This is a genomic window from Streptomyces sp. NPDC001668, from assembly GCF_042893155.1.
In the GTDB taxonomy this organism is placed as follows: Bacteria; Actinomycetota; Actinomycetes; order Streptomycetales; family Streptomycetaceae; genus Streptomyces.
This window is the reverse complement of record NZ_JBIAUQ010000002.1, coordinates 364,055-386,737: the sequence shown is the minus strand read 5'-3', so window position 1 is coordinate 386,737 and position 22,683 is coordinate 364,055. Positions and strand designations below refer to the sequence as shown.

Here is a 22,683-nt window from a genome sequence, read left to right as displayed (position 1 = left end):
TGGCGGGCCGCCGGAGCGTGCCTGACATCGCGACCTGAAGGAGCATCAGAACGACCGGCAGCCGTGTTGCGGACTTCGTCACGAGTGTTTTCATGGAAACGAAGCAATGCTTCAAGCGGATATGCGCGAGCCAGGTGCCCTGGACGAGTGAGGCAGACGCCCTCGACGAGGAGCCGCGATATCCCCATCGATGTGCAGCGCGGAGGGAACGGACCTCATGCCGACCAAGGTCATCCGCCATCCCGAAGGCAAGGAACGGCCGCACAGCGCCCCCTGGTACACGTTGTATCCGAGACGGTGGTGGTCCCGGATCTCTGGTTCAACGGGCAGAAGATGGCGTTCGTTCAGGACTGAGAGGGAGGCGCGCAGGAGCATCGTTCCGAATCGCAGTTGGCGCCCCGGGAGGCTTTCCCTCGGCCCTCTGCTGCGCGCGTACGCCTTCCTCGGGACGGTTCTGCTGTTCACCTGGATCGGGCTGGCCGTTTATGACTTCTCGGAGAACAAGGAGTCAATGTTCCATGAGGTGCTCGACTCCCTGTGGTTCGACGCCGTCAACCACATCGTGGGCCCTGTCCTGACGGGCTCTCTGCTCCTGGCGTTCTTCCTTCTGTACTGGTACCACAAGACCAAGAAGCCGCTCGTCGACAAGGCGCGCACGAATCCACATGCTCTGGTACCCACGGCCGGAACCCTGGTGAACCGGATCGTCGGACGCCGCGAACTGTCCCAGGTGATGGCCCAGACGCTCCGCAACCGGAAAACCCGCAAGCCCTATCTGCTCGTGGGCGGCGTGGGCGTCGGCAAGACAGCCGTTCTGGTGGAACTCACTCGGATGCTGGCACAGCAGTCCGCCGTTCCCGTGCCCATAAATCTGCGGGACACGAAGGGCGACGGTGAGCTCGACTTCGAGGAAATGGCGCGGCGCCGCTTCGTGGACGAGGCGGACCAGGGAGTGCTCGCCGGCAGCAACATCGACAAGACGTGGCGGCAGCTGAGACTCGACGACAAGGCCGTGGTCATCGCGGACGGTCTGGAAGAGGCCCTCCTCGACGAGAAGTACCAGGAGGACCGCGACAACATCATCCGGCGGGCGATAGAGCGAGCGGATCGTCAAAAGCTCCCCCTGGTCATCGCCTCGCGCCCGCACGCACCGCTGGAGGGCACCCGGGCCGCTATCGCCGACATGGAGCCGTTGAGCGAGGAAGCGGCCCTGGAATACCTCCGGGAAACCGGCGACCTGGACGAGCGCCGTCTCGACTGGGTGGTGGAGACCGCCGAGGTCGTGGATTCGCCGATGTACCTGCGGATCGCCCGTCTGCTCCAGCAGCGCGGACTGCTGGAGTACCTGACCCTCCGGGACGACAGCGACCGCCTCGACACCCGGAGCAACGACTGTTCCACTCTCAGACTGGGCCTCCTGAACACCTACCGTCGGGCCATTGAAGAAGGCCGCATGTTCGACAAGCTGGCGATGGACCGCGGGGAACGGCGGGAGACCATGTGGGTCGTCTCGGCGCTGGCCTGCCTGGGACTGCTGCAGGACAGTATCGAGGTGACGTTCGACGACTTCGTCGGCGCACACATGGACGACCTTCTCAACCCCAAGCCGTCAGTGGGCGATCACGAAAAAACGCCGAGCGGTGCCCAACGGTACGGGTCGCGCCTCACCGTTTCCTCGACGCAGCGCAACGCGATATGGGGCGTACTCAGTCGAAAGGCCGGCAAGTCGGCGCCGTGGCTCAACACCCTGAAATACCCCAACGAGTGCAGAGTCGAGTTGGCGAGATACATAGCCAATGGACAGCTGCTGGGACTGGTGTACGGCTGCGAGAACAGGGTTCGGTTCCCGCACAGCATTCTCCAAGCGTATCTGGGATATCGCCTGTTGGCGGAGATGGGTGACGAAGAGATCATCTCGGTGGTCGAACCGGCGCTGCGCAGCCCGGGTCCGTCCCGGGAACTGCTCATCGCGCTGGTGATGCTCTCACGTCACCGGGCAGGCCCCACCGCTCAGTCGGCCACGGTGCCGCGCACCACTCCTCGTGCCCGGAGCAGGAACGGCACGCCGCCGAGACTGTCCGAGCTGCTCAGCAGAGCCGCGGAGAGTCGGCACGACGCAAAGTACTTCGACCTGTACGCCGCGGCCCTGGAGATGGACTGTGTCGATCCGCTGCCGATACAGGACAAGCTGGTCCAAGAGCTCGAAGAACAATGGCCCGAGCTCGACATCAGGGGAGATCAGCGGACCATCGAGGACGCGAAGCTGGGGTTGGTGCGGCGCTTCGGAGCCGCTCTGCGTGAACGGGACCGCCGCAGCAGGGTGAACCGTCCCGTCTCGGGAAAAGAGCCCGCGCGGCCCTGTCTGCCCTACAGGCGTCTCTTCGGGATCGGTACGCATGAGCCCTCCTATCCCGTCCGGATCGCGATCGCACATCAGATAGCCGCCGGTGGCGATGCGGCTTTCCAGGACCTGCGCCAGGAATTCGCCCTCGAGAACGACCCGACCGAACCTGCCGATCCCGTATCCCAGTACCTGAAGAAGATGCAGGACCGGACCGTCAAGGACTCCGAGCAGCTCCGCGCCCGATGGTGGCGCCACTTCGCCCTTCGGGCCTGGCTCGTTCCCATGCTCGTCGGGTCGGTGTCCGAAGAGTACCGGGATGAGGCCAAGGAGCATCTGAGCCTCTGGCTGAAGCACCTGACCACCACCACCAGCCCTCAGGACTCCGCCATGCCGCTCTCGTTGGAGAACGCTTTGGCCCAGGGCTTCAAGAACGCGGCCAACCGCAGGAAACGGCACCCGGACGCCTACAAGGAGACCCGGGCCTACCTGGTGAAGCAGGCAGAGAAGATGCTCACCTGCAGTCGCTACTGGTACGCGCAGCTGAGTCTGCTCCACGCACTGTGCCTGTGGGAGCTTCCCGACACCATCGGAGGCACCACCGAGTCCGGCGCGCGCAAACGGCGCCGTCCCCCGACACCGGCCGCCGACTTCACGGCGGACGGCGACGCGGCAACGAGCGGACCCATGGAGCCCATGAGGTCGGTCACCCGGTGGCTCGCCCTGGCGGGCAGCGCGCACGAGGCCCCCGCCCTCGGCGTCCCGTACGAACGCCAGGCCAAGAAGCTCCTCCACCCGTTCGTCGCCGAAGCCGGCGACCTGGTCACCCTTGCCCTGGAGACAGGACACCCCGAACGGTTCATCTGGATCGACGAGAACGGAGCCAGCGACAACGTCGGTTCCACCCCGGCTGATCCGGATCGCTACCGCAAGCACAACCTGTGGATCGCTCCGTCCGTCGGCTGGAGCATCCTGCACCCACGAGCGCAACGCCTCCTCGCCGACGTACTGGTCATGCTCCATCTCACCGAGGGCGACGGGAGCCCGGACGACATCGAGGAACGTCTGAAACTCGCGAACAAGGACAACCTCCCGCACTGTCTCACCCACGACCGCAGCCGGCTCCAACCGGAACGCAGCGTCGGCCGGGCCGACAGGGACGAGTCCCGTACCAACTGCGTGTCTCCATGCGAGTTCCGTCTGTGCCCCTATCCCCCCAGGGCAGGAACGACACAGGCGGAGATGGCGGAGCTGTTCTGCCGACAGCAACAGGCGCTCCTGCACAGTCGCTTCCGCTGGCGCCTGCCAGTCGTCAGCCGGCACACCGCGCCATGGGTGAGCATCCCCGTCCGGAGGTTGCATGCCTTCTGGGACGAGATGGCCAACCGGAACCGCAAGTCCACCGGCGACGACGAACACCTCCTCTGAGGGCCTTGGCGTGTCAGTCGTCCGACGCGGGCCGCAACCGCAGCGTGAGGATCTGGAACGGCCGTAGCGTCAACCGGACACCGTCCCGCAGCTGTTGGTGGCTGGACGAGTCGTCCGAGGGGCGCTCCAGCAGGTCGGTCACCACCGCGGAGGCCAGCGGGAACCCGGTGCTGAGGGTGGCCGCCGCGCGCGTCCCGCGGGACTCGTAGAGCCGTACGACGACGTCCCCGCTGCGGTCGTCGGCGAGCTTGACCGCCTCCACGATCACGCCCTCGTGGTCCACCGACACCAGCGGGGCGACCGTCGCGCTGCCCGGCACCACCCGTTCGGGCAGGTTGAAGCGGTACCCCTCGCGCCTCGCGTCGGTGACATCGGCGCCGATCACCAGCGCGTAGCCGAGCCGGTGGCTGCCCTGGTCCTGGTCGGGGTCGGGGAAGCGGGCGGCGCGCAGCAGGGAGAGGCGGACCGTGGTGGTCGTACCGCCGTCGGGGCGGACGTCCCGGGTGACGTCATGGCCGTAGGAGGAGTCGTTGACCAGGCCCGCTCCCCAGTCCGGCTCGCCGACGTGCAGGAAGCGGTGGGCGCACGTCTCGAACTTGGCCGCGTCCCAGCTGGTGTTGGTGTGCGTGGGCCGCTCCACGTGTCCGAAGGGGATCTCGGCCGTCGAGTGGGCGGCCCGCACGTCCAGCGGGAACGCCGCCTTGAGGAACTTCTCCCGTTCGTGCCAGTCGACGACCGTGTCGATCACCAGCCCGCGCGATCCGGCCGGCAGTCTCAGGGTCTGTTCGATCCGCGACTCGCCGAAGGCCCGGACCACGTGGACGCCGTCCTCGGTCGCCGTGACGGACTCGGCGTCGGTGAGGTCGCGCACGGTGTTGCGGTAGAAGACGTCGACGTCCCAGGCGTCCCACTGGTTGGGGAAGTCCTGGTGCAACTGGAGCAGGTTGCCGAGCGCCCCGGGAGCCAGCGCCTCCCGTCCCGCGGTGTGGTCGTAGGCGGAGGTGATCAGCCCTCGGGCGTCCACCACGACCCGGACAAGACCGTTGTCGAGGACGAACCCGTCCCCGTCCGGTACGGGTGTCACCGGCGCGTCGACGGCCTCGGTCCGGGGCGCCGCGCCGAGCGCCGGGACACCGCCCCGGGTGTGCGGCGCGGAGTTGAAGACGACCGTGCCCTCGGGCTCCCCGGCCAGCGCCCCCTGGGCCGCGCCGATCAGCTGCCCCAGCTCCCGGGCGACAGCCGCGTACGTCTCCTCCGCCTCCCGGTGCACCCAGGCGATCGACGTCCCGGGCAGGATGTCGTGGAACTGGTGCAGCAGCACGGTCTTCCACAGCCGGTCCAGGGCGTCGTACGGGTACGGGTGACGCTCCCGTACGGCCGCCGTCGCCGCCCACAACTCCGCCTCGCGCAGCAGGTGTTCGCTGCGACGGTTGCCCTGCTTGGTGGGGAGCTGGCTGGTCAGCGTGCCGCGGTGGAACTCCAGGTACAGCTCCCCGGCCCACACCGGCGCGCCGCCGTTCGCCTCGTACTCGTCGTGCGCCCGCCGGAAGAAGTCCGCGGGCCCCTCCAGCTCGACGCGCGCCGAACCCTCCAGGTCGCGCAGGCGGTCGGCCCGTGCCAGCATCTCGCGGGTGGGGCCGCCTCCGCCGTCGCCGTAGCCGAAGGGGATCAGGGAGTGGTTGGAGCCCGCCTTGTCCTGGAAGTTCCTCACACTGTGGGCGACTTCGGCGCCGGACAGTTCGCCGTTGTAGCTGTCGACCGGCGGGAAGTGGCTGAAGATCCGGGTGCCGTCGATGCCCTCCCACCAGAACGTGTGGTGCGGGAACTTGTTGGTGGTGTTCCAGGAGATCTTCTGGGTCAGGAACCACTTCACCCCGGCCAGCTTCATCAGCTGCGGCAGGGCAGCGTTGTAGCCGAAGGTGTCCGGCAGCCACATCTCCTCGGTCTCGACGCCGAACTCCTCCAGGAAGAACCGCTTTCCGTGGACGAACTGGCGTACCAGGGCCTCGCCGCCGCTGATGTTGGTGTCCGGTTCCACCCACAGGCTGCCCGCCAGAAGGAACTGCCCGGTCTTCGCCTTCTCCTGCGCCCGTGCGTACACCTCGGGCCGGTGCTCCTTCAGCCAGGCAAGCTGCTGTGCCTGGGACATCACGAACCTGAACTCCGGGTGGTCGTCCATGAGCTGGGTGACGTTGGATACCGTCCGGGCCACCTTGCGCACGGTCTCCCGCAGCGGCCACAGCCAGGCGGTGTCGATGTGCGCGTGTCCGACCGCCGAGACGCGGTGGGCGCTCGCGTGCGCGGGTGACGCCAGGACGGGGGCGAGGGCGGCCCGCGCGGCGGCCGCGCTGCCGCTGATGTTCTGCAGGTCGACCGCGTCCAGGGCGAGTTCGACCGCCCGGAGGATCTGCCAGCGGCGCGGGGAGTCCTGGGACAGTTCGGGCATCAGCTGCTGCAACACCTCCAGGTCCTGGACGAGTTCGTGGACCTCCCGGTCGAACACGGCGAGGTCCAGACGCCGCAGCCGGTAGAGGGTTTCGCCGGGATCCGCGGCCGGGTCGCCCAGCCAGGGGGCCCGGCCGCCCACCGACGTGGGCCCGAAGGCGAGCTCGCCGGGGGCGGTATGCATGACGACGGGGTTGGCGGCGGCCTCGATGTGGACGGTGAACTCCTCGCCGCCGACGGCCTGCTCGGTCACCGGCAGCCAGGTGTTGCGCGGGTTGAGGGCCTTCACCGCGGTGCCGTCCGGGCGGTAGACCAGTCCCTCGGCCGAGAAGCCCGCGGAGTGCGTGGCGAACCCGAGGTCCAGCACGGCCTCGACGGTCTGACCGGCCCAGTCCGCGGGGATGGTGCCGCTCACCTTGAACCAGCTCGTCGACCAGGCGGGCCCCCACCACGCGCCGACCCGGGTCGGCGTGTAGGCGGCGGCCAGGCCCTCGCGGACCGGTACCGGCTCGCCGGGGACGCTCCAGATCTCCACGTCGAGAGGGACGGCCCGGGCGTGTACGGCGGGCCGTATGCGCTCGTCGAGTACCCGGGCGAGCCGCTGTTCGGTGAGGTCGCGGTCGTTGTGCATCGAGTCTCCGTACAGGTGGGGGGTGTCAGCCCTTGAGGGCCCCGCCGAGCGCGAAGCCGCCGCCGAGCTTGCGGGCCAGCAGCAGGTAGAGCATCACGACGGGCAGCGAGTAGAGGAGCGAGAACGCCGACAACTGCCCGTACTGGGTCTGGTCGTGGGCGGACAGGAAGGTGAACACGCTGACGGACGCGGGGAGTTTCTCCGGGGACAGCAGCAGGATGAAGGGGACGAAGAAGTTCCCCCACATGCCGATGAACGTGAAGATGGTGACCACGACGACACCGGGTCGCATCAGCGGCAGCACCACCCGCCACAGCACCTGCATGGTGTTCGCGCCGTCGATGCGGGCGGCCTCCTCCAGGACGACCGGGACGCCGTCCATGAAGTTCTTCATCAGCCAGATCCCGAACGGCAGCGCCGACGCGGCCAGGAACAGGGTCGTGCCCGGCATCGAGTCGATCAGGTTCACCTGCACGAACATGCTGTACACGGGGATCATCACGGCGGTGATGGGAAGCCCGGTGGAGAACAGGATCGTGTACAGGAACGGCCGCCGCGCCCGGGACCGGTAGCGCGACAGCGGATAGGCGGCGAGGACCGACGCCACCACGGTGACCGCCGTGCCGAAGCCGCACAGCAGCAGGCTGTTGAGCATCGGACGGTAGGTGGTGTCCACGTTCAGGACCGCGTCGAAGTTGTCGAGCGTCAGCGACGAAGGCCACTTCAGGCGGAAGGAGTTGGTGTCGCTCACCGAGGCGAGCACCATCCACAGCAGCGGCAGGACGTACAGCACCGACACGGCGAGCAGGACGAGGTTGACCGTGACGAGCCCCGGACGGATCCGGCGCCCGCGCGGACGGCCGGCCACCACGGGGATCTTGCTGACGGTCTCGGGGGGAGTCGTGGCGACGGCGGCCATCAGTCGTCCTCCAGTTTCAGCAGCCGGATGTACACGACGGAGAACAGGGCGCCGACCACCAGCAGGACGAGCGCGATGGCGGTGCCGTAGCCGATCAGGCTGTTCTGGAAGGCCTGTTGGTACATGAAGATCGGCAGGGTCTCGCTCTTGTTGCCCGGTCCGCCGCGGGTCATGGTGTAGATCAGCCCGAAGACGGAGAGCGTCTGGAGCGTGATCAGCATCAGGTTCGTCAGGATCGACGGCCTGATCACCGGCAGGACGACCCGCCACAGCCGCTGCCAGGGGCCGGCCCCGTCCATCTCGGCGGCCTCCACCAGTTCTTGGGGCACGTCGTTGATGGCCGCGGTGAACACCATCAGGGAGAAGGCGGTCCCGCGCCACACGTTGGCCAGGCACACGGCGAGGATCGGCATCGTGTACAGCCAGTTCTGGTCCGGCAGATGCAGCGCGTCCAGAAGGGAGTTGAGCGATCCCTGGTTGTAGAAGAAGGCGTACATCAGATAGCCGGCGACCACCTCGGGCAGCACCCACGCGGCGATGACGACTCCGTTGACCAGCGTCCGTACCGGCTTGGTGGCCTTCTGCATCAGGACGGCCAGGGCGAGCCCGAGGGTGTTCTGGCCGACCACGGCCGAGCCGACCACGAAGACCAGGGTCAGCCACATCGCGTTGAGGAAGTCGGTGTCCTTCAGCGCCCTGGTGAAGTTGTCGACGCCGACGAAGTCCGTGCCGGAGGCGCCGGTGAGCTGCATGTCGGTGAACGCGTAGTACACGCAGTACGCGATCGGGCCGGCCAGGAACACCGCCAGCAGGACCACGGCCGGGACCGTCGGCAGACCGCGCAGCAGCGTGCGGACGGCGGGGGCGGTCCCGCGGGACCGGCGGGGGTGACCGCCGGTCCCGTGAGGCGCCGGAGCGAGGGCGGTCACGAAGTGCCCTCCACGGTCTTGTCGTCGCCCACCGCCGCCTTGACATCGTTATCGAAGGTCGAGGCGGCCTTGTCGACGGAGGCCTGGCCGGTCGTCACGGACTCCATCGCCTTCTGGATCGCGGTCGAGACCTGGTTGTACTCGGGCAGCCCGGGCCGGTAGTGGGTGTCGGCGACCAGCTCGGTGAAGAACTTGTTGGTCGGCACCGAGTTCAGGTACGCCGGGTCCGACGCGACGTCCGTGCGCACCGCGATGTTCGCGTTGGTCACGTTCCACTGCGCGGCGTTGGTCTTCGTCTGGAGCGTCGTCGACAGGAACTTCCAGGCCAGGTCGGGGTTCTTGGCCTTCGCCGGGACCGACCAGGCCCAGCCGCCCGACATGCTCGTACGGCCCGGTGCCTGGCCGTTCTGCGTCGGCATGGCCGCGGTGCCCATCACCGACTGCCACTCCTTCCACGGCTTGGCCGCCGCCGAACTCCAGTTGTTGGGCATCCAGGAGCCGTCGATGTCGATCGCCAGCTTGCCCTCGGGGATGAGCTCGGTGCCCACGGTGGTGCCGAAGTTGGCGCCCAGCGCCTGCTCCTTGGCCGGGCCGAGTCCCTGGCTGTAGACGGTGTGGACGAAGTCGAGGGCGTCCTTGAAGCCCTTGCTGCCCACGACCCACTTCTTCTGGGAGGCGTCGTACAGCGACTTGTCGCCGGCCGGGGTGCCGTACAGCAGCATCTCGAAGCCCTGCATCGAGGACGCCTCGCCGCCCGCCTGGCCGGTGTACAGGTTCAGCGGGGCGACGTCGGGCAGCTTCGCCTTGATCTTCCTGGCGGCCGCGATCACCTCGGCCCAGCTCTTCGGCTGCCAGGGCACGGGGATCCCGGCCTTCTGGAGGAGCTGCTTGTTGTACCAGATCCCGCGGGTGTCGGTGTCGTCCGGCACGGCGTAGACCTTGCCGTCGGAGGCACCGGTCACCGCGCCCTTGGCGGCCTTGGCGTACTGCGACCAGTCGGCCCACTTGGCGGTGTAGCTGTCCAGCGGCTTGAGATAGCCGCCCGCGATGTCGGAGTTGATCAGCGCGGTGTCCTCGTAGACCAGGTCGGGCGCGGTCGCGGGGGAGCGCATCATGAGCTGGAGCTTGGTGTAGTAGTCGTTCTCGGAGGCGACGACCGGGACGAGGGTCACCTTGGTGCCCGGGTTGGCCTTGGTGAACTCCTTCACCATCGAGGCGAGGAAGGTGGCCTGGAGCTTGTTGCTGCTGTCCAGGTTCTGCCAGTAGACGACCTTGATGGACTTGGCCGAGCTGCCTGACGAGCCCGAACCGCAGCCGGTGGCGGCCAGGGCGGTGGCGGCGGTGAAGGCCGCGGCGGTGACGATTCTCGAGCGCACAGTGGTTCCTCCGGAACGCGAAACCTGAGGGAAAGCCGCGAGTTCTCGGCCTGGAGGCCAGCCCGGACGACGCCCCTGTCTCTGCGCCACCCTGCGCTGATCGGCCCCAATGGCCGGATTTGATGGGCGTCAGCTAATTCCATTTGATGGATGAAGTCAATGCTTCCTGTATGTAAACTTTCGCCCTGTGACGATGCTCAGCGGGACGAACCTGCCGCGGGTCGGCGGCTACAACCAGGCCGTCGTCCTGGACGCCATCCGCACCACGGGCCAGGTGAGCCGCATCGAACTCGCCGCCCTCACCGGCCTGACCAACCAGACCGTCTCCAACGTCGTCCGCAAGCTCCTGGACGCCGGCCTCGTGGCGGAGTCCGGCCAGGCCCCTTCCAGCGGCGGCAAGCGGCGCACCCTGCTGACCATCCGGGCCGAGGGGGCCTGCGCGGTCGGCGTCCACCTCGACCCCGACGCCGCGGTCATCGTGGTCGTCGACCTGGCCGGCGAGGTGATCGGCAGCCGTCGGCTCAGGCTCACCGACCCGGGCGACCCGGCCGACGTCGTGGACCGCGTCGCCCGCACCACCGGGCGCCTCCTCGACCGCAGCGCAGTGGACCGCACCCGCCTGCTCGGCCTCGGCATCGCCGCGCCCGGCCCCCTCGACGGCACCACCGGCGCGGTGGTCTCCCCGCCCAACTTCCCCGGCTGGGGCCGCGTCCCCCTCGCGGACATGTTCGCCGAGGCCATCGGCCTGCCCGTCGCCCTCGACAACGACGCCACCGCCGCCGCCATCGGCGAACGCTGGATCGGCGGTGCCGACCGGGCGGGCAGCTTCCTTTTCCTCTACCTCGGCACCGGCGTCGGCGCCGGCATCGTCCTCAACAACACGGTCCTGCACGGCGATTCGGGCAACGCCGGGGAGTTCGGCCACATGGCCGTGGAGCCGGGCGACCGCGTCTGCCACTGCGGCGCCATGGACTGCCTCGGCCCGTACGTCAGTCCGGCCGCGATCATCGACGACCTGCTGCGCCTGCACGGCTCGGGCGCCGCCGACCGCATCGGCCTCACCGGTACGCCCGACTCCGTGCACCACGACTGGAAGGCCCTGCGCCGAGCCGCCCGCGCGGGCGACGCCGACGCCTGCGATGCCGTACGACGAGCCGCGCGCCGTATCGGCGAGGCCGCGCGCGGCGCCGCCAGCCTCCTCGATGTCAGCCGGGTCGTCCTCGGCGGCGAGGCACTGCGCGGCATCGAGCCGATCATCCGCGAGGAGGTCGAGGCCGCCGTCAACCGCACATCGGTCGCCCGTACGATCCGCCCGGTCTCCGTGGAGCAGAGCGTGATCGGGGAGACGGTGGGCGCGGTGGGGGCGGCGTCGCTGGTGCTGCACGGGAACTACGCGCCGGGCTGGCGGATGCTGACGGATGTGGCGGGCTGAAGCGGGGGCGGTGCGCGCCGAGTCGAGATGATCCGGGACCGCGACCTGGAGGGGGGGTGGCAGCGGTGGCGGCGTTCCCGCTGGTGGCGGGCGTACTGGGGCGCTCGGTGCAGAACCGTCGGGCCTACCTTGCCGCCATGGAGGAACGGGCCCTGCGGGCCGAGCAGAGCCGGGACAGCGAGGCGCGCCGGAGGGTGGCCGAGGAGCGGCTGCGCATCGCCCGGGAACTGCACGACCTGGTGGCCCATCAGATCACCCTGGCCAACGCGCAGGCCGTGGTCGCCGCCCACCTCTTCGACACCCGTCCCGAGCAGACCCGCAAGAGCCTCGACGAGCTGGTGGAGACCACCGCCTGGCGCAGACCACATGAGCCGGGGGGAGCTTCTCAGGTCAGGTTCAGGCCGCCGTCGAGGACGATGACCTCACCGGTCAGGTAGCCGCTGGCGATCACCGACGCCACCAGGTCGGCCACGTCGGCGGGTCGGGCCGGGCGGTGCATCGGCGCGCGGTCCCGCCACAGCTCGTGCGCCTGCGCCCAGTCCTTGGTCATCGGCGTGTCCACGAGACCCGGTGCCACCGCGTTCACCCGCACGTCGGGCCCGAGCGCTGCCGCGAGCAACCGGGTCACGTGGTTGAGCGCGGCCTTGCTCGCCGCGTACGGCACCGAGGACCCCTTGGGCCGTACGCCGGCGTGGCTGGTGATGTTGACGATGCTGCCGCCGCCGGGGGAGTGCCGGAGCGCCGGGAGGGCCGCGGTGCACAGCACCCAGGGCGCGATGAGGTTGACCTCCAGCAGTTGGCGCCAGTCCGCCGGGGTGGCCGCCGCGAGGTCGGCGTGCGGGATCGGCCGGCTGATGCCCGCGTTGTTCACCAGCACGTCCAGCCGCCCGAAGTGCTCCAGCGCCTTCCCGACCAGCCCCCGGGCCTCCTCCTCGACGCCGAGGTCCGCCTGGACGTAGGCGCCGCCCAGCTCTTCGGCCAGCGCCCGCCCGGCCTCCGCGCTGTGCCGCGAGTGCACGACGACCCGCGTCCCGTCCGCCGCGAGCCGCCGTACGACCGCTTCGCCGATGCCCGACGTGGACCCGGTGACCAGCGCGACGGGCCGGTCTCCCGCTTCGATGCTCATGACAGTGGATCTTGTCACGGGGCGGCTGTGACAGGTCCTGGGGGAGCCGTCAGGCCGACCGTCCGCGTCCCCAGGCGGCCAGCGGCTGGAGCGCGACATTGAGACGCTCGCCGTCCTCGGTCAGGGAGTACGAGACGCGGCGCACCACGCCGTCCGCCTCCATCTCCCGCAGGTGCGAGGCGAGCACCTTCTCGGTGACCCCCGGCAGCAGCCGGCGCCACTCCCCGAAGCGACGGCAGGGGTGCTCGTGGAGAGCCCACAGGATCAGCACCTTCCACTTGCCGCCGATCATCTCCCTCGCGGTGTCGATCCCGCAGATGTGTCCGTCCGGCGTGCCCGGCCGGTTCAGCCCCCGCCCGTGCCATGCCGTTTGCCGGCGAGGGAGCGAAGATCGCGGACATGGCCGGCCGGGACCTGGTCGACCTGACCACCACTACCCCCGCCCAGGCCCGGGAGCGCGCCGCATGGGCCCGCGAGCGCGGTGCCCGCTACCTGGACGGCGGGATCATGGCCGTCCCGCCGGTGATCGGTGTCGAGGAGGCCGGCGGCCATGTCCTCTGCAGCGGCTCGCGGGAGCTGTTCGAGCGGCACCGCCGGACGCCGGCCGTCCCCGCCGGCACCGTCTACGTCGGGCAGGACGCGGGCTTCGCGGCACTGCACGACGTGGCCCTGCTCAGCGCCATGTACGGGATGTTCGCCGGAGCCCCGCACGCCTTCGCCCTGATCCGGAGCGGCGACTACACCCAGGGTGTCGGATCCGGCCTGGCCACGCAGGTGGCCGGCACGCCGACCTTCCTGAGCACCGCCGAACAGCAGGGCGTCCGCCCCGAACTGCTCAGCCCGTACTTCGCGTTGATGCGCCGCCGACTGGACGGGGGCGGCGCGGAGAAGGACCTGACGGGCGTGATCGACCTCCTGGCGCGCTGACGACGGTGCGCCGCCCCCGCCGTGTCACGGCTTGATGCCCACCCCGGCCCACGCGCTGACCTCGGCGTCGGTGAGCTCCGGGTCCGGGCCCTGCGGGTCGTCCGGGCGCCAGCGGTGGGTCAGCGAGATACCCGGGTCGAGCAGGTCGAGGCCCTCGAAGAAGCGAGCGACCTCCGCCTGGCTGCGGACCTGGGCCCGGGTCCCGGCGGCGGCGTAGATGCCGACGAGCTTCTCCCACAGCTCCGGGGCGAAGTCGCCCGTGCAGTGGCTCACGGCCAGCGCGCTGCCGGACGGCAGGGCGTCCAGGAGGCGGGAGACGATGCCGTACGGGTCCCAGTCGTCCGGCACGAAGTGCAGGATGGCGTTGAGGGACAGGGCCACCGGCCGGTTCAGGTCGAGGGTCCTGGCCAGCTCCGGGGAGCTGAGGATGGCCTCGGGGTCGGTGAAGTCGCCCTGGACGTACGCCGTGCGGCCCTCGGGGGTGTTGCGCATCAGGCGCTCGGCGTACTTGAGGACCAGCGGGTCGTTGTCGGCGTAGACCACGCGCGCCTCGGGGGCCACGGACTGCGCGACCTGGTGCAGGTTGGGCTCGGTGGGGATGCCGGTGCCGATGTCCAGCCACTGGCGGACGCCGTACTCCTGGGCGAGGACACGGGTGGCCCGGTGCATGAAGGCGCGTATCTCACGGGCGCACGTGAAGATGCCGGGGTAGGTGGCCGCGACGGTCTCGGCCGCCTGCTTGTCGACGTCGAAGTGGTCCTTGCCGCCGAGGTAGTAGTCGTACATCCGGGCGGAGTGGGGCCGGCTGGTGTCGATCTCCCGCGCGGCGGGGGAGTTGGTCATCCTGTCCCTTTCAGGTGGTGTGCGTGGGGGTGTCGGGCAGGTCGCTGCCGGGGCAGGCCCGGCTCGGGTCGTGGGTCAGCCGGCCGTCAGATGGTCGGCGAGGCCCCGCTTGACGCCCGCGACGAACGCGGCGATCTCCTGCGGGGTGTAGATCAGCGCGGGGCCGGCCGGATCGGTCGACTGGCGCAGCGCCACCCGGCCGTCGGCCAGGAGCTTCGTCTGCACGCACTGGCCCCCGTTGGGTCCGCTCCACGGGGACTCCCAGCCCTGCTCGCCGAGGTCGGTGGCCGGCATCCCGTTGTAGACGTGGCAGTCGGTGCTGGTCATGAGTACTCCTTGCGCATGCGGTTCAGGAGCGCCCTGCTGTCCGCGTCCGAGGTCAGCAGGGACATGCGGTTGTGCGCCTCCAGATGCGCCGACACGTCGGAGCGCTGATCGAGGTACATCGCGCCGGAGAGGACCTCGGTGTAGACGATGTCCGGCAACTCCCGTTCCTCGAAGCGGAAGTAGGTGAACGGGGCGCACGCGCCCACGTGGGCACCGGCGGTGAACGGCACCACGTCGACGCTGACGTGCTCCAGCTCCGCGACCTCAAGCAGCCGTTCGATCTGCTCCCGCATGACCTCGGGGCCGCCGACCACCCGGTGCAGTACGGCCTCCTCCATCACCACCCACAGCGTGGGCGCGTCGGGTCTCTCCAGCAGGCTCTGGCGGCGCAACCGCAGGTCCACGCGGCGCGAGAGGTCCTCGTCGGCCTCGTTCGGGAAGCCGCCGCGCAGGACTCCGCGCGCGTACGCGTGGGTCTGGAGGAGCCCCGTGACGTAGTGGGGCTCGTAGGTGCGCAGCGTCCTGGCCCCGGCCTCCAGGCTGACGTAGGCGCTGAACCAGCCCGGCAGGACGTCCCGGTAGGTGTGCCACCAGCCGGGTTCGTTGGCCCGCTCGGCGAGGGCGACGAACTCGTCGATCTCCTGCCGGTCGGCGCCGTAGGTCTCCAGCAGCTTCTCCACATAGAGCGGCTTGAGGGCGACCTCGGCCTTCTCCAGGCGGCGGATGGTCAGGGACGTCACCCTGAGCGCCCTGGCCGCGTCCTCCAGCGAGGCCCCCGCGCCCTGCCGCCGCTCCTGCAGACGCCGGCCCAGGATCATGCGCAGCACGGTGGGAGCACTGGTGCCACCGGCGCCCGTACGGCCTTCGCTCACGTCCTGACCTCCTGAGGGGCTGTCATCGGCCCGAGTCTGACAGCGACTTGCTGATGCCACCAGGCGGATACCGGCTTGCTGAAATTATCAGGGAGCTGGTTGCAGGTTGAACTTGGGTGCGAGCATAGTTACTTCTGTGAACCGTGCCGCCGAACGCGCGCACGGCGACGTCAACCGCCCCTACCCTCCGGCGGGTTGGCATTCCCCCTGACCCCCGATGCGTCTCGCCCGGCCGCGCCGCCGCCCCCACGGAAGGCCAACACCGTGTCCCCCCACACGACCTCGTTCCCCCAGCTGTTAGACGCGGTGGACCAGGAACGAACCCACTGGATCGAACTTCCCGCGCACCGCTCCAGCGTCGGGGTCGCCCGTCGTTCCGTCGGCACCCGGCTCAAGGCCTGGAGCCTGCCGGGCGAGCTGTGCTCGGACGCGGTACTGCTGCTGTCCGAACTCGCCACCAACGCCGTGTGCCACACCTACAGCGCGCGCATCCTGTGCGGCATCGGGCTGGTCACCGACCGGGTCCTGCGGCTGGAGGTGCACGACCACGATCACTCCGGCCCCACCCTGCGCCGCTGCCGCGCGGGCCTGGACGACGAGGGCGGGCGCGGACTGTTCCTGGTGGAGGAACTCGCGGACACCTGGGGGGTGGACCGCTCCAGACTCACCGGCGGCAACGCCGTGTGGGCGAACCTGACGGCCTGAAACAGCCCTATCCGGGAGTCAGTTCGGCGAGCAGCAGCGTCCGGTCGTCCGTGCCGGCCGGGTCGGAGGGGGCGTGCAGCAGCCGTCGGCACAGGGCGGGCAGCGGGTCGTGGTCGACGGCCGCCGCGTCGAGGGTACGGGCGAGGCGGGTGATCTGGTGGTCTATGTCGGCGTCCCGGGACTCGACCAGGCCGTCGCTGTAGAGGACGAGCAGCGACGGGTCGTCGATGTGCAGCACCGTCGGCTCGTAGCTGCCCGCGCCGAGGCCCAGCGGCAGGCCCGCGCCGACCAGCGTGACCGGGGCGGTCCGGCCGTCCGGGCCGCGCAGCAACGGGGGAGGGTGACCGGCGCCCACGAGGGTGCAGGTGCGGCGCCGGGCGTCCCACTCGGCGTAGATGCAGGTCGCGAAGGAGGCGCCCGGGGTGTCGCTGGCGAGCGCGTCGAGCCGTCGTACGAGATCGGCCGGGGGGATGTCGAGACCGGCCAGCGTGCGGACGGCGGTGCGCAGTTGGATCATCGCGACGGCGGACTCCGGACCGTGCCCCATGGCGTCCCCGACGATCAGACTGACCCGGTCGTCCGGCCGTCTGAGCACGTCGAACCAGTCACCGCCGATGATCGAGCCCTGTCCGGCGGGCAGGGAGCCGTGGGCGATGCGGCAGCCCTCGACCTCCTGGATGGCGCCGGGCAGCAGGCTGTTGCGGATGGCCAGGGCGGTGCGGCGCTCGTGCTCGTAGCGCCGCGCGTTGTCCAGGGCGACCGCCGCCCGTGCGGCCAGTGACTCCACGGCGGCGACGTCCGCGGTCAGGAACGGGCCGCGGTCCGGTCCGCGCGAGCAGGCGACGAAACCGATCGCCCCGCCCCGCAGCCGCAGCGGCGCCACCAGGAAGGAACGTGTTTTTAGGAGCTCTCCGATCCGCGCGTCGTCACCGGCGGACGCGGCGAGCCGCTCGGCGGTGTGGTCGTCGACCGAGTCGAGCAACTGCGCGTGTCCGTCGACCAGGGCGCGGGCGTACGGGGTGTCGCGGGGAAAGACGAGCACCTCGCCGACCGGCAGGGTGCGCTCCCAGGACTCGGGCGCGTCCGTGCCCACGCGCAGCGCCAGCCTGCGGGCCTCGATCTGGGCGGGATCGGCGCCGGCGTACGTGGTCTCCTCGCGCCGCCACCGCTCCAGCAGATACAGGGACGCCGCGTCGCAGAAGCCGGGCGTCAGCGCGTGCACGACATGGCTCCCGGTCAGCCCCAGGTCGAGTTCCGAGCCGATGACGTCGGCCGCGGGGGAGAAGACCGAACGGCGGGGCGGGGGCTTGGCGGTCGGGGTGTCGTCGGAGCGGCGGTGCGGTTCGTTCCGCAGGGTCGTGGGGCCTTTCCGGGTGGGGGTCCGGGCGCCCGGCAGGGACAACTGATCGCCAGGCGTCGACGGCAACTATATGATGAGGCGTCAAGTACCTTGGTGGGAAAGGACGTTCTGGTGACCGACACGGATGCTCTGCCGCCAGGGACCGATCCGGACAGGGCGAGCGTAGCCCGGATGTACGACGCGATGCTCGGGGGAGAGCACAACTTCGCCATCGACCGGGAGGCGGTCGCGGCGGTCACGGCCATCGACCCCCAGGTGCGCACGCTGGCCCGGGCCAACCGCGCCTTCCTCGGCCGTGCCGTGCGCTTCCTGGCCGAGAGCGGTGTCCGGCAGTTCATCGACCTCGGCTCGGGGATCCCGACGCAGGGCAACGTCCACGAGGTGGCCCAGGCGGCGGACCCCGAGGCCCGGGTGGTCTACGTCGACAAGGACCCGGTCGCCGTCGCCCACAGCGCGACCCTGCTGCGCGACAACCCGCGCGCCGCCATCGTCGACGCCGACATCCGGCGGCCGGCCGACGTCCTGTCCTCGCCGCAGGTGCGCGAGCTGATCGACTTCGACCGGCCGGTCGCCGTGCTCATGGTCGCGATCCTGCACTTCGTCACGTCCGAGGAGGACCCGGCGGGCATCGTCGCCGCCTTCCGGGACGCCCTGCCCGAGGGCAGCTGGCTGGCCCTGTCCCACGCCACCAACCAGGACCGCCCGGACACGGCCGCCGCGGTGACCCGGCTGTACCGCTCCCGGGCCACCTCACCGGTCACCGTCCGCTCCCAGGACGAGATCCAGGGCCTCTTCGCCGGGTTCGACCTGACGGAACCCGGCCTGGTCCACGTCCCGCTGTGGCGCCCGGACAAGGGTGAGGACATCCCGGAGAATCCGTCCGAGTACTGGGTGTACGCGGGAGTCGGGCGCAAGCGCGGCTGACACCCGGCGCAGGCCTCGGCGTTCGGCGTTGAGCGCGTCCGCAGCCCCATCCGCGTCGCCGATCGTCGCGTAGTCGACCGCGATGAAGTTGACCGGACGGCCTACGTACTGACGGGCGTTGACCTTGCCCGCGTCCAGTCGGCTGCCACCGTTGTTGGTGATGAAGTGGTTGAGCAGGAACAGCCGTTTGCCGGTCCCGCCCCGGTGCGGCACACAGCTCATCCGGTCGGGACTGCGGAAGGCGAACGGCGTCTCCATGCCGTACCGGTAGAAGTTCCGGTACCACGCGGCGGGTCCGTCCGCCTGCTCGGCGAAGACGACGAGCCGACGGCCACTGTCGATCATGTCGCCCAGCGTCGGCCAGGCCTTGTCGGGATCCGGGTCCGGCGTGTGGACCAGGTCGGTCAGGCCGGCCTGCCGGAACGCCTCGGCGGTGTCCTCGGCGCGGCAGACGGCGTGACAGAGCCACAGTCCGTCGCGTGGCGGGTTGACCTTGTTGACGGCCGCGGCGATCAGGGTCCGCTGCTGGGGCGTGAAGTCGGAGCCGGACAGGCGGTCGGTGATCTGGCCGGGACTTTCCCAGCGGTAGGTGTCGATCTGGAGGCCGCGCGCACCGTCGCCATGTACCGGCGCACCGGCGACCGGGACTTCCTGACCACCGCCCGCAGGCTCGCCGACTTCGCGCTGCGGGCGCTCGGCCCGGACCACGTCCCGGTCTGGGACCACCGGGCGCCGCAGCAGCCGTACGACATCAAGGACGCGTCGGCCGGCGCGATCATGGCCTGCGGTCTGCTCGACCTGGCCGCGGCCACCGGCAGGACCTCCTACCGGGACGTGGCGCTGCGGCTGCTCACCGCGCTGGCCGAGACCTGTCTGACGAGGAACTCGGCGAGCGCGGAGGCGGTCGTGGCCCGCTGCACCCGCAACCGGCCCGCCGAGGACGGCATCGAGATCTCGCTGCCGTACGCGGACTGCTACCTGCTCGAAGGCAACCTGCGGGTGCTGCGACCGCACGACGTCGACCGGGCGATCGACCTGTCCACGACACCCTGACAACGGCCGTCACCCCGCGATGGAGTCCAGCTGTTCCGCCGCCGGACGCAGCGCCCACAGGCCGCCGCCCGGCGGCGCCTCAAGCCTCGGAACCGCCTCCCGCGCCCGCACGTCACCGGCGTCCGCGGCCGCGTGCACGACGTCGGTCGCCGCGTACCGGAGGAACTCCAGCTCCGGGTGGGGCCAGACGGCGGCCCCGGTGGCGGCGGGCAGCAGATAGTCCACCGCCTTGAACAGGCTCTGACCGTCCGGGCCCCGGTACGCCCACAGATCCACCCCGACGTGCCGGCCGATGGCCGCGAGCCGGGTGTAGGCGACCAGGTCGAAGGTCGAGTAGTGCCAGCTGCGGGTGCGGGTCAGCTCCTGGGGCTGGCTGCCGTCGGCCGCGATCTGCGGCGCGACACGCCTGCTCCGGGCGTCCAGGACCGTCCGGCGGGCCAGGTCCTTGTCCCCGGTCGCGTGGGCGAGACCGGCGAGCAGCAGGTCGTAGAAGGTGCCGTGGTTGTTGGCGGCGGCGCCTTCCTGCTTGCCGAAGTCGCTGTCCTTGAGCCAGCGGAGGAAGTCGGTGTTCCAACGGGCCATCCCCGTACGGTCCTTGCCGCTCCAGCCCGGTGCGCCGGTCTCCAGGAGGGCGAGCGCGTCGAGCACGCTGGTGTAGGACTGCGAGAAGTCGATGATGCCGATGGCCCGGCCGTCGTACTTGCAGGGGATGAACTGCGCGTGGTCCAGGTCGGGGTTCATCCGTGTGGCCGGGTCGAGGAACCAGGTGCGCAGCACCTGCCCTGCCTTGCGCGCGTACCGTTTCTCGCCGGTGTAGTACCAGGCGAGGGAGAGGTCGTACGCGGAGTCGAAGGTCTTCTCGACGTCCTGGCGGTCGGTGCCCGAGTCGACCTCGGGATTGCGCTCGCCGTCGCGCTGGACGTACGGGCAGCCCCAGGGGTTGTCGGCGGTGGGGGCCTGGGAGGGCCACCAGTACGGGGCCTGGCTGAGGTAGTCGTGGGCGTCGCCGCCGGGAGCGGGCCTGGGCTTGTCGACGACGGTCCAGGGGCCCTGGTCCAGCCACTTGTCGGCCCGGGCTGTCAACGCCCGCACCACGCGCCGCAGTTGCGGATCACCGTGATCGAGCCGGACCTTCGTCCGGTGCAGCCGGGCGCCGTCCAGGACCGTGGTGTGCGGGTCCGCGTTCTGTGCGGCCACCGGTGCGCAGAGCCCTGTGGCGAGGGCGGCAAGGGCCGTCAGGAGGACGAGGTACAGGCGGGACCGCGCGCTCATCGGACCACCCCGTTCAGCCGGCGCTGGGCCTCGTACAGGTTCCGCGGCCGCACCGCGTCCGAACGGCCGTACAGCTCAAGGCGCGTGTGGAGATCACCTGTGAAGTCGGGGACGTCGATCTGGTCGAACTCCCTGACCTCGTCGATGCCGACGGTCGCGGAGTACGGCGCCAGACCGTCGATCTTCACCAGTCCCGCGCGGCCGTTGGTGACGCGCACGTTCCAGTGCGTGAACCGGGCGCCGAAGAGGGGGCCCGCGCTCGCGTCACCGCCGTGACGGCCGTTGTTGTTCAGGGTGATGTCGGTGCGGACGTCGGCGAAGGGCAGGCCGCGATGGCTGTCGAAGGTGCCCATCCGCATGTCGCCGCGCGACCAGACGTTGTACGACGACAGCCCCTCGACATTGATGCCGTGCAGCTGGGTGCCCGCGGGCGCGGGGCTGGTGCGCTCCTCGATCGTGAAGTCCTCGACGAGGTTGTCGTGCGAGCCCTCGCGGCAGAAGTAGGGGTGATGGGAGCCGCGGCCCGCCACCCGCGTCCGGCGCAGGGTGCAGGCGGAGGCGGCCACCAGGCCGAACCCGTTGTCGACATGACGGACCGTCACGTCGTCCACCCAGCAGTCGTACGCGCACTGCAGCACCACGCCGTTGTGCCCCTTGTCCAGCAGATGGGGCTGCTGCGGGGTCTCGATCGCCTCCAGGGTCAGACCCTCGACCCCCGATCCGCTCAACTCCGGTACATGGGTGGTCAGTTGCGGGGACCACTCCGGGCGAAGATCGAGCGGGAGCGGGCGTTCGAGGGTGACCTTCCGGCCGTGGACGCGGGTGACGCGGACGGGCCACTCGTAGGGCACGTACGACGTCAGCTTCGTCTTGTCGTCCCAGAAGTAGGCCTCGGGACCGGGCCCGCCGCCGCACATGTGCTCCAGGAGGGTGTGGTCCGCGTCGTCCGCGAGCCGGAGGAGGACCAGTGCGCCGGGACGCAGCGCCGACGTGTCGGTCACCGTGATCGTCCAGGCGCCCTGCCGGGCCGGGGCGAGGGTGGTGAGCGTCCGCCATTCGTCGCGGCGGTTGCCGGTCCAGCCCTCGAAGGGCCATGCCTTGGCCCTGATCGCGGCGACGAGCGATTCCCAACGGGCCCGGGGGGCGAGCCAGATCAGGCCGCCCGCCCAGGACCAGGACGACTTGTCCCCTCCGTAGCGGGAGCCGTACGTCCCGATGAGCTCGGTGAGGTTCTTCGTCGCGTACAAGGTCGTACGGCCGCTGTCGGCGCCCTTGAGGACCACGTTCGAGCGGTCCACGCGGATCACGTCGTCGATGCGGAAGGTGCCCGGCGGGATGGTGACCGTGCCGCCGCCGGCCCGTCCGGCGGCGGCGATGGCACGGTTGATCGCGGGGGCGCAGTCGGTCGTCCCGCCCGCCCGGGCGCCGAAGTCGCGTACGTCGGCGACGACTCGGCGGCGCGGAAGGCGGGGCGCACCGCCGTGGCAGCCGGCGCGGCCGATGTACGGGATCTGCGGGTGGGTGAAGGGGGTGCGGCTGAACTCCCGCCACAGCGGCGCTGCTTCAGCCGCCGAGGCGGCCCCGGCGCCCAGGGCGACGGTGAGGGCGCTGCCCAGCAGCGATCGTCTGGTCATGCCCATGACATTGCGATGGCTCATGATGGATCGTCCTTTCCATGTCTTCATGGATGTGAACGACGTTCATAAGTGCGTTGACGGGTGAGGATGCCATGACGTCGTGCCGCGCGAAAGAGGTTGCGCACGGATTAATTGG

The 22,683-nt window shown here is 70.2% G+C and carries 17 protein-coding genes and 3 pseudogenes; 7 read left to right on the top strand and 13 right to left on the bottom strand.

The window, feature by feature from the left end:
• The first annotated feature begins 217 nt into the window (after positions 1 to 217).
• Complete coding sequence (locus ACFYZ8_RS07205; protein ID WP_388531593.1) at positions 218 to 3,769, top strand: ATP-binding protein; 3,552 nt, start codon at positions 218 to 220, stop codon at positions 3,767 to 3,769.
• Positions 3,770 to 3,782: 13 nt separating this feature from the next.
• Here ACFYZ8_RS07205 and ACFYZ8_RS07200 read toward each other — a convergent pair whose 3' ends face one another.
• The 4 genes from ACFYZ8_RS07200 to ACFYZ8_RS07185 are packed head-to-tail and all read right to left on the bottom strand — an operon-like array spanning position 3,783 to position 10,069.
• Entirely contained in the window at positions 3,783 to 6,845 is a 3,063-nt protein-coding gene (locus ACFYZ8_RS07200) for an alpha-mannosidase (protein WP_388531595.1), read from the bottom strand.
• Positions 6,846 to 6,870: 25 nt separating this feature from the next.
• A complete protein-coding gene (locus tag ACFYZ8_RS07195; RefSeq protein WP_359034620.1) occupies positions 6,871 to 7,764 on the bottom strand; it encodes a carbohydrate ABC transporter permease in 894 nt (297 codons plus the stop codon).
• On the bottom strand, positions 7,764 to 8,693 hold the full coding sequence (locus ACFYZ8_RS07190; RefSeq protein ID WP_388531597.1) for a carbohydrate ABC transporter permease: 930 nt from the start codon (positions 8,691 to 8,693) through the stop codon (positions 7,764 to 7,766). The genes ACFYZ8_RS07195 and ACFYZ8_RS07190 overlap by 1 nt, the downstream gene beginning before the upstream one ends.
• On the bottom strand, positions 8,690 to 10,069 hold the full coding sequence (locus ACFYZ8_RS07185; protein ID WP_388531599.1) for an extracellular solute-binding protein: 1,380 nt from the start codon (positions 10,067 to 10,069) through the stop codon (positions 8,690 to 8,692). The genes ACFYZ8_RS07190 and ACFYZ8_RS07185 overlap by 4 nt, the downstream gene beginning before the upstream one ends.
• Before the next feature lie 193 nt (positions 10,070 to 10,262).
• Here ACFYZ8_RS07185 and ACFYZ8_RS07180 point away from each other — a divergent pair, with 193 nt between their 5' ends.
• Positions 10,263 to 11,501, top strand: a complete 1,239-nt coding sequence (locus ACFYZ8_RS07180; RefSeq protein ID WP_388532126.1) for an ROK family protein — start codon at positions 10,263 to 10,265, stop codon at positions 11,499 to 11,501.
• 59 nt (positions 11,502 to 11,560) lie between these two features.
• A pseudogene (locus ACFYZ8_RS07175) lies at positions 11,561 to 11,854 on the top strand (histidine kinase); the annotation flags it as partial.
• Between the two features lie 32 nt (positions 11,855 to 11,886).
• Here the strand turns inward: ACFYZ8_RS07175 and ACFYZ8_RS07170 are convergent.
• Positions 11,887 to 12,627: an SDR family NAD(P)-dependent oxidoreductase gene (locus ACFYZ8_RS07170; protein WP_388531600.1), complete on the bottom strand. Its 741-nt coding sequence runs from the start codon at positions 12,625 to 12,627 to the stop codon at positions 11,887 to 11,889.
• Positions 12,628 to 12,676: 49 nt separating this feature from the next.
• Entirely contained in the window at positions 12,677 to 12,919 is a 243-nt protein-coding gene (locus ACFYZ8_RS07165) for a winged helix-turn-helix transcriptional regulator (protein WP_388531601.1), read from the bottom strand.
• A 101-nt stretch (positions 12,920 to 13,020) separates the two neighbouring features.
• On the opposite strand from ACFYZ8_RS07165, the pseudogene ACFYZ8_RS07160 reads away from it, so the two are divergent.
• A pseudogene (locus ACFYZ8_RS07160) lies at positions 13,021 to 13,554 on the top strand (NAD(P)-dependent oxidoreductase); the annotation flags it as partial.
• A gap of 24 nt (positions 13,555 to 13,578) precedes the next feature.
• Here ACFYZ8_RS07160 and ACFYZ8_RS07155 read toward each other — a convergent pair.
• The 3 genes from ACFYZ8_RS07155 to ACFYZ8_RS07145 form a co-directional block, all read right to left on the bottom strand.
• Complete coding sequence (locus ACFYZ8_RS07155; protein WP_388531603.1) at positions 13,579 to 14,397, bottom strand: SAM-dependent methyltransferase; 819 nt, start codon at positions 14,395 to 14,397, stop codon at positions 13,579 to 13,581.
• 75 nt (positions 14,398 to 14,472) lie between these two features.
• Positions 14,473 to 14,724, bottom strand: coding sequence for a DUF397 domain-containing protein (locus ACFYZ8_RS07150; RefSeq protein ID WP_007379642.1), 252 nt, complete (start codon positions 14,722 to 14,724; stop codon positions 14,473 to 14,475).
• Positions 14,721 to 15,596, bottom strand: a complete 876-nt coding sequence (locus tag ACFYZ8_RS07145; protein WP_359034627.1) for a helix-turn-helix transcriptional regulator — start codon at positions 15,594 to 15,596, stop codon at positions 14,721 to 14,723. The genes ACFYZ8_RS07150 and ACFYZ8_RS07145 overlap by 4 nt, the downstream gene beginning before the upstream one ends.
• 306 nt (positions 15,597 to 15,902) lie before the next feature.
• Here ACFYZ8_RS07145 and ACFYZ8_RS07140 point away from each other — a divergent pair, with 306 nt between their 5' ends.
• The gene (locus ACFYZ8_RS07140; protein WP_388531605.1) at positions 15,903 to 16,301 is read left to right on the top strand and encodes an ATP-binding protein; all 399 of its coding nucleotides are present in this window, start codon (positions 15,903 to 15,905) and stop codon (positions 16,299 to 16,301) included.
• 7 nt (positions 16,302 to 16,308) lie between these two features.
• On the opposite strand, the gene ACFYZ8_RS07135 is transcribed toward ACFYZ8_RS07140, so the two are convergent.
• Entirely contained in the window at positions 16,309 to 17,727 is a 1,419-nt protein-coding gene (locus ACFYZ8_RS07135; RefSeq protein WP_388531606.1) for a PP2C family protein-serine/threonine phosphatase, read from the bottom strand.
• 45 nt (positions 17,728 to 17,772) lie between these two features.
• Between ACFYZ8_RS07135 and ACFYZ8_RS07130 the strand changes: the two genes are divergently transcribed.
• On the top strand, positions 17,773 to 18,585 hold the full coding sequence (locus ACFYZ8_RS07130) for an SAM-dependent methyltransferase (protein ID WP_388531608.1): 813 nt from the start codon (positions 17,773 to 17,775) through the stop codon (positions 18,583 to 18,585).
• Between the two features lie 18 nt (positions 18,586 to 18,603).
• On the opposite strand, the pseudogene ACFYZ8_RS07125 reads toward ACFYZ8_RS07130, so the two are convergent.
• Positions 18,604 to 19,200 (bottom strand): annotated as a pseudogene (locus ACFYZ8_RS07125) (hypothetical protein); the annotation flags it as partial.
• 6 nt (positions 19,201 to 19,206) lie between these two features.
• Here ACFYZ8_RS07125 and ACFYZ8_RS07120 point away from each other — a divergent pair.
• Positions 19,207 to 19,638, top strand: coding sequence for a hypothetical protein (locus ACFYZ8_RS07120; protein ID WP_388531609.1), 432 nt, complete (start codon positions 19,207 to 19,209; stop codon positions 19,636 to 19,638).
• Between the two features lie 9 nt (positions 19,639 to 19,647).
• Here ACFYZ8_RS07120 and ACFYZ8_RS07115 read toward each other — a convergent pair whose 3' ends face one another.
• Both ACFYZ8_RS07115 and ACFYZ8_RS07110 read right to left on the bottom strand, forming a co-directional pair.
• On the bottom strand, positions 19,648 to 20,910 hold the full coding sequence (locus tag ACFYZ8_RS07115; RefSeq protein ID WP_388531611.1) for an alginate lyase family protein: 1,263 nt from the start codon (positions 20,908 to 20,910) through the stop codon (positions 19,648 to 19,650).
• On the bottom strand, positions 20,907 to 22,568 hold the full coding sequence (locus ACFYZ8_RS07110; protein WP_388531613.1) for a glycosyl hydrolase family 28-related protein: 1,662 nt from the start codon (positions 22,566 to 22,568) through the stop codon (positions 20,907 to 20,909). Before ACFYZ8_RS07110 ends, ACFYZ8_RS07115 begins: the two co-directional genes overlap by 4 nt.
• Between the last annotated feature and the right edge of the window lie 115 nt (positions 22,569 to 22,683).